This window comes from Pseudomonas sp. SCT, from assembly GCF_003864275.1.
Classification (GTDB): domain Bacteria; phylum Pseudomonadota; class Gammaproteobacteria; order Pseudomonadales; family Pseudomonadaceae; genus Stutzerimonas; species Stutzerimonas stutzeri_AE.
This window is the reverse complement of the sequence record NZ_BDJA01000005.1, coordinates 235756-248816: the sequence shown is the minus strand read 5'-3', so window position 1 is coordinate 248816 and position 13061 is coordinate 235756. Positions and strand designations below refer to the sequence as shown.

10 protein-coding genes are annotated in these 13061 nt (G+C 61.5%); all 10 read right to left on the bottom strand.

Annotated features, from left to right (window positions below; translation table 11 throughout):
- Positions 1 to 21 precede the first annotated feature (21 nt).
- Entirely contained in the window at positions 22 to 867 is an 846-nt protein-coding gene (kdsA, locus tag BHD08_RS14700) for a 3-deoxy-8-phosphooctulonate synthase (protein ID WP_015277581.1), read from the bottom strand.
- Complete coding sequence (locus BHD08_RS14695; RefSeq protein WP_125023172.1) at positions 864 to 2495, bottom strand: CTP synthase; 1632 nt, start codon at positions 2493 to 2495, stop codon at positions 864 to 866. The genes kdsA and BHD08_RS14695 overlap by 4 nt, the downstream gene beginning before the upstream one ends.
- Positions 2496 to 2663: 168 nt before the next feature.
- Positions 2664 to 3953 carry a tRNA lysidine(34) synthetase TilS gene (tilS, locus tag BHD08_RS14690; protein ID WP_125023170.1) on the bottom strand — a complete coding sequence of 430 codons (1290 nt, stop codon included), beginning with the start codon at positions 3951 to 3953 and terminating at the stop codon, positions 2664 to 2666.
- A 138-nt stretch (positions 3954 to 4091) separates the two neighbouring features.
- The gene (locus BHD08_RS14685) at positions 4092 to 5042 is read right to left on the bottom strand and encodes an acetyl-CoA carboxylase carboxyltransferase subunit alpha (RefSeq protein ID WP_014819915.1); all 951 of its coding nucleotides are present in this window, start codon (positions 5040 to 5042) and stop codon (positions 4092 to 4094) included.
- 184 nt (positions 5043 to 5226) lie between these two features.
- Positions 5227 to 8748 (bottom strand): DNA polymerase III subunit alpha, encoded by a 3522-nt coding sequence (dnaE, locus tag BHD08_RS14680; protein ID WP_125023168.1) that lies wholly within the window; start codon positions 8746 to 8748, stop codon positions 5227 to 5229.
- Between the two features lie 163 nt (positions 8749 to 8911).
- Positions 8912 to 9550, bottom strand: a complete 639-nt coding sequence (gene rnhB, locus BHD08_RS14675) for a ribonuclease HII (protein WP_125023166.1) — start codon at positions 9548 to 9550, stop codon at positions 8912 to 8914.
- Entirely contained in the window at positions 9550 to 10683 is a 1134-nt protein-coding gene (lpxB, locus tag BHD08_RS14670) for a lipid-A-disaccharide synthase (protein ID WP_125023317.1), read from the bottom strand. Before lpxB ends, rnhB begins: the two co-directional genes overlap by 1 nt.
- A gap of 1 nt (position 10684) precedes the next feature.
- The gene (gene lpxA, locus BHD08_RS14665; protein WP_125023316.1) at positions 10685 to 11461 is read right to left on the bottom strand and encodes an acyl-ACP--UDP-N-acetylglucosamine O-acyltransferase; all 777 of its coding nucleotides are present in this window, start codon (positions 11459 to 11461) and stop codon (positions 10685 to 10687) included.
- Positions 11458 to 11898 carry a 3-hydroxyacyl-ACP dehydratase FabZ gene (gene fabZ, locus BHD08_RS14660; RefSeq protein WP_015277588.1) on the bottom strand — a complete coding sequence of 147 codons (441 nt, stop codon included), beginning with the start codon at positions 11896 to 11898 and terminating at the stop codon, positions 11458 to 11460. The genes lpxA and fabZ overlap by 4 nt, the downstream gene beginning before the upstream one ends.
- Positions 11899 to 12001: 103 nt before the next feature.
- Entirely contained in the window at positions 12002 to 13060 is a 1059-nt protein-coding gene (gene lpxD / locus BHD08_RS14655) for a UDP-3-O-(3-hydroxymyristoyl)glucosamine N-acyltransferase (protein ID WP_125023164.1), read from the bottom strand.
- Position 13061: the final 1 nt, after the last annotated feature.

The window sequence follows — 13061 nt, the reverse complement described above, 5'->3', positions numbered from 1 at the left end:
TCCGTAGATAGCTGCAAGGCTTCAAGCAGTTTCGATTGGCGGGAAATTCTTGACGAGATCATCCAGCTGCTTGAGCTGGGTGAGGAAAGGCTCGAGCTTGTTCAGGCGCAGCGCGCACGGGCCGTCGCACTTGGCGTTGTCCGGATCGGGATGCGCTTCGAGGAACAGCCCGGCCAGCCCCTGGGACAGGCCGGCCTTGGCCAGATCGGTGACCTGGGCGCGACGACCACCGGCGGAATCCGAACGACCACCCGGCATCTGCAACGCGTGGGTGACATCGAAGAACACCGGGTATTCGAACTGCTTCATGACGCCGAAGCCGAGCATGTCGACGACCAGATTGTTGTAGCCGAAGGATGAGCCGCGCTCGCAGAGGATCAGCTGGTCGTTACCGGCTTCTTCGCACTTGCGCAGGATGTGCTTCATCTCCTGCGGCGCCAGGAACTGGGCCTTCTTGATATTGATCACCGCGCCGGTCTTGGCCATCGCCACCACCAGATCGGTTTGCCGGGAGAGGAAGGCCGGCAGCTGGATGATGTCGCAAACCTCGGCAACCGGCTGCGCCTGCCAGGGCTCGTGCACATCGGTGATGACCGGCACGCCGAAGGTCTTCTTCACTTCCTCGAAGATCTTCATCCCCTCTTCCAGGCCAGGGCCACGGAAAGAGGTAATCGAGGAGCGATTGGCCTTGTCGAAGCTGGCCTTGAACACATAGGGAATGCCGAGTTTCTCGGTCACCCGCACGTACTCTTCACAGGCCTGCATCGCGAGGTCACGCGACTCGAGGACATTGATACCACCGAACAGCACGAACGGCTTGTCGTTGGCGATCTCGATGCTGCCTACGCGGATGGTCTTCTGGCTCATGCCTTCTTCGCCTTGTGTTCCAGCGCCGCTTTGACGAAACCGCTGAACAGCGGATGACCGTCACGTGGCGTGGAGGTGAATTCAGGGTGGAACTGACAGGCGACGAACCAGGGGTGATCCGGTGCCTCGACCACTTCCACCAGCGCGCCGTCACCGGAGCGCCCGGTAATCTTCAGCCCTGCTGCCTGCAGTTGCGGCAGCAGATTGTTGTTCACTTCGTAACGATGACGATGGCGCTCGACGATGCGCTCCTGGCCGTAGCACTCGAACACCTTGGAGCCGGCTTCGAGACCGCACTCCTGGGCACCGAGGCGCATGGTGCCACCCAGATCGGAATTATCGCTGCGGGTTTCCACGGCGCCGCTGGCGTCTTCCCATTCGGTGATCAGACCGACTACTGGGTGCGCACTGTCCTTGTCGAACTCGGTGGAGTTCGCGTCGGACCAGCCCAGCACGTCACGAGCGAACTCGATGACTGCGACCTGCATACCCAGGCAGATACCCAGATACGGAATCTTGTTCTCCCGCGCATAACGCACCGTTGCAATCTTGCCCTCGACACCGCGCAGACCGAAGCCGCCGGGCACGAGAATGGCGTCGACATCTTCCAGCAGGCCAGTGCCCTGATTCTCGATGTCTTCGGAGTCGATATAGCGCAGGTTCACTTTGGTACGGCTCTGGATGCCAGCGTGGCTCATCGCCTCGATCAGAGATTTGTAGGCGTCCAGAAGTTCCATGTACTTGCCGACCATGGCGATGGTGACTTCCTTCTCCGGGTGCAGCTTGGCGTCCACCACCCGGTCCCACTCGGAAAGATCGGCACCGCGGCACTCCAGGCCGAAGCGCTCTACCACGTAGTCATCCAGGCCCTGAGCATGCAGGATGCCCGGAATCTTGTAGATGGTATCGGCGTCCGGCAGGCTGATCACTGCGCGCTCTTCGACGTTGGTGAACAGCGCGATCTTGCGGCGCGAAGAAACATCAATGGCACGATCGGAGCGGCAGACCAGTACGTCAGGCTGAAGGCCGATGGAGCGCAGCTCCTTCACCGAATGCTGGGTCGGCTTGGTCTTGGTCTCACCGGCGGTGGCGATATACGGCACCAGCGTCAGGTGCATCAGCATGGCGCGCTTGGCGCCCACTTCCACGCGCAGCTGGCGAATCGCCTCGAGGAATGGCTGCGATTCGATATCGCCAACGGTGCCGCCAACTTCCACCAGGGCCACGTCGGCATCGCCGGCGCCCTTGATGATGCGACGCTTGATCTCGTCGGTGATATGCGGAATGACCTGGATGGTCGCCCCCAGGTAATCACCACGGCGCTCGCGGCGCAGCACGTCTTCGTAGACGCGACCGGTGGTGAAGTTGTTGTTCTGGGTCATGCGGGTGCGGATGAACCGCTCGTAGTGCCCCAGATCGAGATCGGTCTCGGCGCCGTCATGAGTGACGAACACCTCACCGTGCTGGAACGGGCTCATGGTGCCCGGATCGACGTTGATGTAAGGGTCAAGCTTGAGCATCGTGACCTTCAGGCCCCGCGCCTCCAGGATGGCCGCCAATGAAGCCGAGGCGATGCCTTTCCCCAATGAAGAAACAACACCACCCGTGACGAAGATGTAGCGCGTCATGAAAAACCCTAGAAGTCTGCGTTAAGCGGCTGGCGCCGCCGGGGGAAAGCGAAGGTGCCATTGCTCGCGTGCGGCAATAGCGCAACTGCCACGGATTCGAAGAAACCGCAGAAGCTGTATTGAGACGGGAGCGTAGTCTACCGGAAAGGCCTTATCAGCTCAAACCACTTAGAACTCTGGGACGCACCAATCAAGTGCAACGCCGCCTTTGCTCAGCTGCGGCAGGTTGGCCACCGCGACCAGCTCTTCATCGCAATACAGCAATGGCAACCGCGCGCGCACAAAGGCCGGCACTCCGGCTTCGTTCAACAGACGCTTGAGGTCGCGCCGACCGCGCCCAGCCACCAGCATTGCTTCGCCGCCCTGGCGATAGCAAACCCGCAGCATGCCTGAGGGCGTTGCGCCTTCCATTCGCAGCGTGCCATTACCAGGGAGTGCCAGACGAGCAGTCGAATCAGGCCAATCAACCGGTGCGACAGGCGGCTCTAGCCAGGCCTCCGGCAACCACCAGATCCGATCTCCATAACGCTGCAGCTCGCCGCCGACCAAGCGCCAGCGAGGCGTGGCATCCGGCTTGGCGTCGCGCACGGATATCCATCCAGCCCAGTGGGCTTCATCTGGCGCCAAGGTCAGCCCGGCCAACCAGTAGCGCAACGCATTGCGCTGCCGCACTGGCGTCAGAGCGCGCAACGCGGGCAACGCGAGGCTGGGCAGGTTTAGCCAACTAAGGCTATCCGCCGCCTTCGCGGCAGCGAGATCCTGCTGCGCCAGTTCATCCAGCAGCTGCTGCGCTTCTGCCATATGCGTAGCGGTTCTTGCCAGAGCCGATATGGCCCGCGGCCAGCGCTGTCCTAGAAGAGGGAGTATTTCCCGACGCAGATAATTGCGCGTGTGAGCGTACTGCTGGTTGCTGGGGTCCTCCACCCAGGTCAAGGCGTTGCGCTCCGCATAAGCCTCCAGCTCGTCCCGCGGCACACCGAGCAGAGGACGAACCAGCCTGCCATGCCCAAGCGGGCGCTCGCCAGGCATAGCGGCCAAGCCGCGCACGCCCGCACCGCGCAAAAGACGGAACAGCACCGTTTCGGCCTGATCGTCACGGTGCTGGCCGGTCAGCAACAGCTCATCTTCGCTCAGACACTGGCTAAACGCCTGGTAACGGGCATTGCGGGCAGCCTGCTCGACACTGGCGCCAGATCCGACTTGCACCTGGATAACGCTTAGCGCGACGCCAAGCTCGTCGCAGGTGCGTTGGCAGTGCGCCGGCCAATCGTCCGCAATGGCCTGCAGGCCGTGGTGCACATGGATTGCACGGATGACCGGCAGCTCATGTCGATCAGCCAGCCGAGCCAACAAATGCAGGAGAACGGTCGAATCAAGACCGCCAGAAAACGCCACCCACCACGTCGGTGAGCTACGCCAAGGCGCGAGCGCGGAAAGCAGGAGGGAATCGAGGGACATGCGAGCGCTTCGAGAACCGACATTGTCAGCAAGCATAAAGCTCAGCGGGGCAAGCAGCGAGGGGAAGCGGTAACCACAACATACAGCCAAGCGTCTCGCTTCGGGCCACCGATCGAGACACTTGGCTGGCGCGATGGATCAGGCGATACCGTAGCTCATCAGGCGCTCATAGCGACGCGCCAGCAGCGCATCGGTATCCAGCGACTTGAGCATGTGCAGCTGACTGTTGAGCTGCTCGCGCATGGCGGCGGCCATAACGGCCGGGTTGCGATGGGCGCCACCCAGCGGCTCGGGGATCACCTTGTCGACGATACCCAGATCCTTCAGGCGCTCAGCCGTCACACCCATGGCCTCGGCAGCTTCCGGTGCCTTCTCGGCTGTGCGCCAGAGAATCGACGCGCAGCCTTCCGGTGAAATCACCGCGTAGGTGGAATACTGCAGCATGTTCAGCTGGTCGCAAACGCCGATGGCCAGCGCGCCACCAGAACCGCCCTCACCAATCACGGTGGCGATGATCGGAGTCTTCAGCCGCGCCATCACGCGCAGGTTCCAGGCAATGGCCTCGCTCTGGTTGCGCTCTTCGGCGTCGATACCCGGATAAGCGCCGGGTGTATCGATAAAGGTGAGGATCGGCATCTTGAAGCGCTCGGCCATCTCCATCAGACGGCAGGCCTTGCGGTAACCCTCGGGGCGCGGCATGCCGAAGTTACGGCGTACCTTCTCGCGTACCTCACGACCCTTCTGATGACCGATGATCATCACCGGCTGACCGTCCAGACGCGCGGTACCGCCAACAATCGCCGCATCATCGGAGAAGTGCCGATCACCGTGCAGCTCTTCGAACTCGGTAAACAGGTGATTGATGTAATCGAGGGTATAGGGGCGCTGCGGGTGGCGGGCCAGGCGGGCGATCTGCCAGCTGGTCAGATTGCCGAAAATGCTTTCGGTGAGCGATTCGCTCTTGTCCTGCAGGCGGGCAATCTCATCGCCGATGTTCAGCGAGTTATCGTTACCAACCAGGCGCAATTCTTCGATCTTGGCTTGCAGGTCGGCGATCGGCTGTTCGAAATCCAGGAAATTCGGGTTCATAGGCATCCGTCATGCGTCGACGGCCAGGCGGCCGGGAGGCTGTTCCGTTTTTTGCGCCTTACCTTACGGGAGAGGCGCATTCAGGTCGAACAAAAATTGTTCTGAACCATGACCCGGTCATCACCGGGCCGTTCGGGCCTTGGCTCGGAAAGCGCGCGCGCGCAACTTTCCAGGCGTCCGCCCTCTATCGGTATTGCAGAAAGACGTTGTCGCGTCCGAACTGGTCACGCAATGCCTGAATCAAGTTGTCGGCCGGGTCGATCCGCCACTCTTCACCGAACTGCAGCAGGGCGCGCGCATCGCGCCCAGTGTATTCCAGCGTGATCGGGCAGGCGCCGCGATGACGACCACAAACCTCAGCCAACCAGCGCATGCGCTCGCCCCTGAGCGCCTCGCCAGCGACCTTCACCCGCAGGCTTTCGGCAAGCCCGGTACGCGCCTCTTCCAGACTCATCACACGCTTGGCCCGCAGGCGCAGGCCGCCGGAGAAATCGTCATTGCTGACCTCGCCCTCTACCACAACCAGCGCATCGGTCTGCAGCAGGGCCTGCGCGGAGTTGAACGCCTCGGCGAACAGCGAAGCCTCGATACGCCCGGAGCGATCGTCCAGCGTGATGAAGCCCATCTTGTCGCCTTTCTTGTTCTTCATCACCCGCAGGTTGACGATCAGGCCGGCGATGGTCTGCTCCCCTCTCGCCGGACGCAGATCGATGATGCGCTGACGGGCAAAGCGCCGCACCTCGCCTTCGTATTCGTCGATCGGATGGCCTGTGAGATAGAGCCCCAGGGTATCTTTCTCGCCCTTCAGACGTTCTTTGAGCGACAGCTCGCGCGCGTTGCGGTGATTGGCATAGACATCGGCCTCCGGCTCGGCAAAGAGGCCACCAAACAGGTCCATATGCCCACTTTCCGCGCTGCGCGCCGTCTGCTCGGCAGCCTGCACGGCTTCTTCCATGGCCGCCAGCAACACCGCGCGATTGCGGTCGATATTGGCCTGATAGGCCTTCGCCTCCTCGAAGAAATACGGACCCAGACGATCCAGCGCACCGGAACGGATCAGCGCCTCGAGGGTACGCTTGTTGATGCGCTTGAGGTCGATACGCGCGCAGAAATCGAACAGATCCTTGAACGGCCCGCCTTCTGCTCGGCATTCGGCGATGGCCTCTACGGGCCCCTCACCGACGCCCTTGACCGCACCAAGGCCGTAGACGATACGACCGTCATCGTTCACGGTGAACTTGAATTCGGAAACATTCACATCCGGCGGATCGATGCGCAGCTTCATGCTGCGGCATTCCTCGATCAGGATCACCACCTTGTCGGTGTTATGCATATCCGCCGAAAGCACGGCAGCCATGAACGGCGACGGGTAATGCGCCTTGAGCCAGGCGGTCTGATAGGAAACCAGGCCATAGGCTGCCGAGTGCGATTTGTTGAAGCCGTAACCGGCGAACTTTTCCACCAGATCGAAGATGTTGCCTGACAGCTCCTTGTCGATGCCGTTGTTCGAGCAGCCTTCGATGAAGCCACCGCGCTGCTTGGCCATCTCCTCGGGCTTCTTCTTGCCCATCGCCCGGCGCAGCATGTCGGCGCCGCCCAGCGTGTAGCCGGCCATCACCTGAGCGATCTGCATCACCTGTTCCTGATACAGGATGATGCCGTAGGTGGGCTTGAGCACAGGCTCGAGCCCCGCGTACTGATAGTCCGGGTGCGGATAGGAGACTTCGGCGCGCCCGTGCTTACGGTTGATGAAGTCGTCGACCATGCCCGACTGCAGCGGACCGGGACGGAACAGCGCCACCAGTGCGATCAGGTCTTCCAGGCAGTCGGGCTTGAGCTTCTTGATCAGCTCCTTCATGCCGCGTGATTCCAGCTGGAATACAGCGGTGGTTTCGGCCTTCTGCAGCAACTGGTAGGTCGGCTTGTCATCCAGCGGAATGAAGTCGATGTTGATCGGCTCCAGGCCTTTCTTGGCCTGCTCGCGATTGATCGTCTCCAGCGCCCACTTGATGATGGTCAGCGTACGCAGACCGAGGAAGTCGAACTTCACCAGGCCGGCCGACTCGACATCATCCTTGTCGAACTGGGTCACCAGGCCGCCGCCCTCCTCGTCACAGGCGATCGGCGCAAAGTCGGTCAGCTTGGTCGGCGCGATCACCACACCACCGGCGTGCTTGCCGGTACCGCGGGTGATGCCTTCGAGCTTGAGCGCCATCTCCCAGATCTCGCGGGCGTCCTCGTCGACGGCGAGGAAGTCGCGCAGCGGCTCTTCCATTTCGTAGGCCTTTTCGAGGGTCATGCCCACCTCGAAAGGGATCATCTTCGACAGGCGGTCAGCCAAGCCATAGGACTTGCCCTGAACCCGCGCCACGTCGCGCACCACTGCCTTGGCCGCCATGGTGCCGAAAGTGATGATCTGGCTGACCGCATTGCGCCCGTACGCCTCGGCCACGTAATCAATTACCCGGTCGCGGCCGTCCATGCAGAAGTCGACGTCGAAGTCGGGCATGGAAATACGTTCGGGGTTGAGGAAGCGCTCGAACAGCAGATCGTAGGCCAGCGGATCGAGGTCGGTGATCTTCAGCACGTAGGCGACCAGCGAGCCGGCACCCGAACCACGGCCCGGACCGACCGGCACGCCGTTGTTCTTCGCCCACTTGATGAAGTCCATAACGATCAGGAAGTAACCGGGGAAGCCCATCTGAATGATGGTGCCCAGTTCGAACTCAAGGCGGTCGATGTAGACCTGCTTTTTCGCCTCGTAGTCGGGCGTGTCCTTGGGTAGCAGTACCTCGAGGCGTTCTTCCAGCCCCTCGAAAGACACCTGACGCAGGTAATCGTCGATGGTCATGCCCTCGGGCACGGGGAAGTTCGGCAGGAAGTAGGTGCCCAGCTGCACTTCGATATTGCAGCGCTTGGCGATCTCGACGGTGTTTTCCAGCGCCTCCGGGAGATCGCTGAACAGCTCGGCCATCTCTGCCGGGGTCTTCAGATACTGCTGATCAGAGTAGGTACGCGGCCGCCGCGGATCGTCCAGCGTGCGGCCTTCGCCGATGCACACGCGGGTTTCGTGCGCCTCGAAATCCTCTTGCTTGAGGAAGCGCACGTCGTTGGTCGCAACCAGCGGCGTGCCGGTACGGTCGGCGAGCGCGACCGCGGCATGCAGATGTTCTTCATCATTGACCCGACTGGTGCGCTGGATCTCCAGGTAGAAGCGATCAGCAAACACGTCGCGCCATTCGGCCAGACGTGCTTCCGCCAATGCTCCGTCACCATTGAGCAATGCCTGGCCGACCTCGCCTTCCTTGGCGCCGGACAGCGCAATCAGGCCTTCGGCGGCCTGCTTGACCCAGTCTCGCTCGATGATCACCAGGTCATTGCGCTGCCCTTCGGTCCAGCCGCGAGAAATCAGTTCGGTGAGATTGCGGTAACCCTTCGGGTTCATCGCCAACAGGGTCAACCGGCTGAGCGGACCATCCTCATCACAGCCGGCCATCCAAATGTCCGCACCACATATCGGCTTGATACCGGAGCCATGCGCGGTCTTGTAGAACTTCACCAGCGAGCACATGTTGCTCATGTCGGTTACCGCCACAGCCGGCATTCCACCCGCCGCGACCGCCTTGATCAGCGGCTTGACCCGGACCAGCCCATCGACCAGCGAGTACTCGGTATGCAGACGTAGATGGACGAAGGAAACAGGCATGAACAGACCTTGAGCTGGCAAAACGACGAGCGCGGGATTGTACCGGAAAGCACAGATCGGCTGGGTATTGGGGGAGCGGCATCACGTAGTAAAACGGGGACCGCGCAGAGCCGGATGCGCACAACACGCGACCTGCGCGCGGCAGATCATCGCTTGCCGCGGGCTAGACCAGCAGAACGCTGATGGGGACTTCGGCCCCGACGATCGTCTGCTCCAGCATCGCTCGGACGGGAGCGAAGGAGCGACGATGGATGGGCGTTGGCCCGAGCCGACGAAGCGCTTCCAGATGACTGGGAGTCGGGTAGCCCTTGTGCCCGGCCAGCCCGTAACCTGGGTAACAGAGGTCGAGCGCCTGCATTTCACGATCCCGGCTGACTTTGGCGAGAATGGATGCTGCGGCAATTGCCGGCACCTGCCCGTCACCCTGGATCACCGGCGCACTGGGCACGTTGAGTTGCGGGCAGCGATTACCATCGATCAGCGCCAGCCGCGGCGTAACGCTCAACCCTTCCACCGCGCGCTGCATGGCGAGCATTGTGGCATGAAGGATGTTCAGCTGATCGATTTCTTCAACCTCGGCTCGGGCAATGCACCACGCCACCGCCTTTTCGCAGATCTCGTCGAACAATGCCTCGCGACGCGCCTCGCTCAGCTTTTTCGAGTCGTTCAGGCCTTCGATCGGACGTGCCGGATCGAGAATCACGGCGGCTGTCACCACTGGACCGCACAGCGGCCCTCGCCCGACCTCATCTACGCCGGCGACCAGCTCTTCGACCAGATTGAAATCAAGCCCGAACTGCATCAGCGAACTCCAACCAGGCGCAACACGGCATCGGCGGCCTGACTCGACGCATCGCAGCGCAGGGTGCGGTGGATACTGTCGAAGCCTTCAGTCTGCACGTCACCATCGTCCAGCAGCGGAGACAGCGACTGCGCCAGCGCTTCCGGGGTCGCGGCGTCCTGCAGCAATTCGGGAACCAGCAGGCGCTGGGCCAGCAGGTTGGGAAGCGCGACATAGGGGCTCTTTACCAGCCGCCGAAGGATGCGGTAAGTAATTGGCGCTACGCTGTAGGCCACAACCATCGGCCGCTTGAACAACAGCGCCTCGAGCGTTGCTGTGCCTGAGGCAATCAGTACCGCGTTGCAAGCCGCCAGCGCGTCGTGAGACCGACCATCGAGCAGGGTCAGCGGTAGATCACGCGTAACCAACATCTGCTCCAGTTGCAGCCGCCGCTCAGGGCTGGCGCAAGGCATGACGAAGCGAATCCCCGGGCGCATGGCACGCAACCGCTCGGCGGCGGAAAGGAACAGATCCCCCAGTCGAGCCACCTCGCCCCCCCTGCTGCCCGGCATCAGCGCCACGACCAGGCCATCGGCCGGCAATCCGAGTGCTTGCCGTGCCGCGGCGCGATCGGCGCAAAGTGGAATGGCATCGGCCAGGGGATGGCCGACGAAGCGGACCGGTACCTGATGCGCGTCGTAGAACTTGGCCTCGAACGGAAACAGCGTGAGCATCAGATCGCAGGCGTCACGTATCTTCAGCACCCGCTTCTGGCGCCAGGCCCAGACCGATGGACTGACGTAGTGCACGGTCTTGATTCCGGCACGGCGCAGCTTGAGCTCAAGCCCGAGATTGAAATCCGGCGCATCGATGCCGATGAATACATCCGGCCGCTGCTGGATCAGCGTGTCTACCAGGCGCTTGCGGCGAGCCAGCAATTCCGGCAAGCGGCCAAGCACTTCGACCAGCCCCATCACGGCTAGACGCTCGAGCGGAAAGTACGACTGCAACCCTTCGGCCTGCATGCGCGAGCCGCCAACCCCGATGAATTCGACATCGGCATGCTGAGCCTTCAGCGCCTGCATCAGGCCCGCGCCAAGGATGTCACCGGAGGATTCCCCGGCTACCAGGGCAACCCTGAGCGGCTGGCTCATTTCAGCGGGTGATGCCACGAGTCGAAGCCTGAATCGAGTCGCGGAAGATCGCGACCTCGGGAAATGCCGCCGCGCTGTCAGCCAACTCGGTGAGCGCAGCTTCCACCGTCAGGCCCTTGCGGTAGACGATCTTGTAAGCGTTGCGCAGGGCATGAACGGCTTCGGCGCTGAAGCCACGACGACGCATGCCTTCGAAATTCATACTGCGGGCTTCGGCAGGGTTGCCAAAAACGGTGACAAACGCTGGCACATCCTTGCCAATCGCAGTGCCCATTCCGGAGAAGCTATGGGCGCCGATATGACAGAACTGATGCACCAGGGTGTAACCAGAAAGAATGGCCCAGTCGCCTACATGGACATGACCTGCCAACGCGGTGTTGTTGACCAGAATGCAATGATTGGCGATCACGCTGTCGTGGCCAATGTGTGCATAGGCCATGATCAGGTTGTGATTACCGATAGTGGTTTCCGATCGATCCTGAACGGTGCCGCGGTGGATGGTCACACCCTCGCGAATCACGTTGTGATCGCCAATCACCAGACGTGTCGGCTCGCCTTTGTACTTCAGGTCCGGCGTATCTTCGCCGACCGAGGAGAACTGATAAATGCGATTGTGGCGCCCGATGCGAGTCGGTCCTTTTATGACCACGTGCGAGGCAATCACAGTACCTTCGCCAATCTCGACATCCGCGCCGATGATCGACCAGGGCCCGACCTGGACGTCATCCGCCAGCCGGGCCGCAGGGTCGATAATGGCGCGAGGGTCGATCAAACTCATATCTTCTGTTCCGCGCAGATGATTTCGGCCGAGCAGACCGGCTTGCCATCGACGCTGGCGCGGCAATCGAACTTCCAGATGCCACGCTTGGCGCTGATGAAAGAAGCCTCCAGGACCAGCTGATCACCGGGAACGACCGGCTGGCGAAAACGCAGCTTGTCAGAGCCAACGAAATAGTAAAGCGTGCCATCGGATGGCTTGACACCCATCATCTTGAAGCCGAGCAGGCCGGCAGCCTGAGCCATGGCCTCGATGATCAGCACTCCCGGCATGATCGGATGCTGTGGAAAATGCCCGTTGAAGAACGGCTCATTGATGGTGACGTTCTTGTAGGCACGAACGCGCTTGGCCTCGAGGTCCATCTCCGTCACACGATCCACCAGCAGGAACGGGTAGCGGTGAGGCAAATATTCGCGAATCTCGTTGATATCCATCATGTCAGGAAAGAGCCTGTAAAAAAGTATAGGGCAGCCTGCGCTGAAAGCTCGCGCGAGCACTGACAGTGCATTAACCCCGAAAAAGTCGGATCAGACGGTAAGCTCAGGCATCAGAAGCCGGATTCTGAGCCTGAGTCACGGCGGCCAGGCTTTTCTCCAACTGTTGCAGCCGGCGGGCCATATCGTCCAGCTGACGGATCCGCGCCGCGCTTTTTCTCCAATCGGCCGCATTCTGCATTGCCGTGCCGGAGGAATAGCTGCCAGGTTCGGTAATGGAACGGGTGACCATGGTCATCCCCGTCACGAACACGTTGTCGCAGACCTCGATGTGTCCAACCATGCCGACCCCACCAGCGATCATGCAGTTGCGCCCGATCTTGGTGCTACCGGATATGCCGGCGCAACCAGCCATCGCGGTGTTGTCACCCACCTGCACGTTGTGCGCAATCATGATCTGGTTGTCCAGCTTCACGCCATTGCCGATGAGCGTGTCGGAAAGCGCGCCGCGGTCAATGGTTGTATTGGAGCCGATTTCGACATCATCGCCGATACGCACGCCGCCGATCTGTGCAATCTTCTGCCAGGCACCTTTCTCCTTGGCGAAACCGAACCCCTCGCCACCGATTACGGCACCCGACTGGATCACCACGCGCTTGCCTATCAGCACATCGTGATAAAGCGTGACCCGCGGAGCCAGTCGCCCGCCTTCGCCGATCCGGCTGCGCGCCCCAATGAACGACTGCGCACCAATCACCACATCCGCCTCGATGGAAGCACCTGACTCGATCACCACATAGGGCCCGATACTGGCCGATGGGTGAACGTGCGCGTCGGCCGCTACCAATGCGGTGGGATGGATGCCACTGGCCGTCTGCGGGCGGGTCTCGAACAGGTGCGAGGCACGCGCATAGGCGAGATAGGGGTCGCTGACGATGATAGCCGGACGGTCATAAGCCTCGGCATCCGCCGGGGACAGCAAGACTGCAGCGGCCTGAGTAGCCGCCAAGTACTTGCGGTACTGGGCATTAGCCAGGAAGCTCAACTGCGACGGACCCGCTTCCTGCAAGGTCGCGAGTCCACTGACGATCAGGGCAGCGTCACCGCGAAGGCTGCCACCCAGCTCCCCGGCCAGCTGACCGAGCGTAAAAACTGCGCCTGCCATG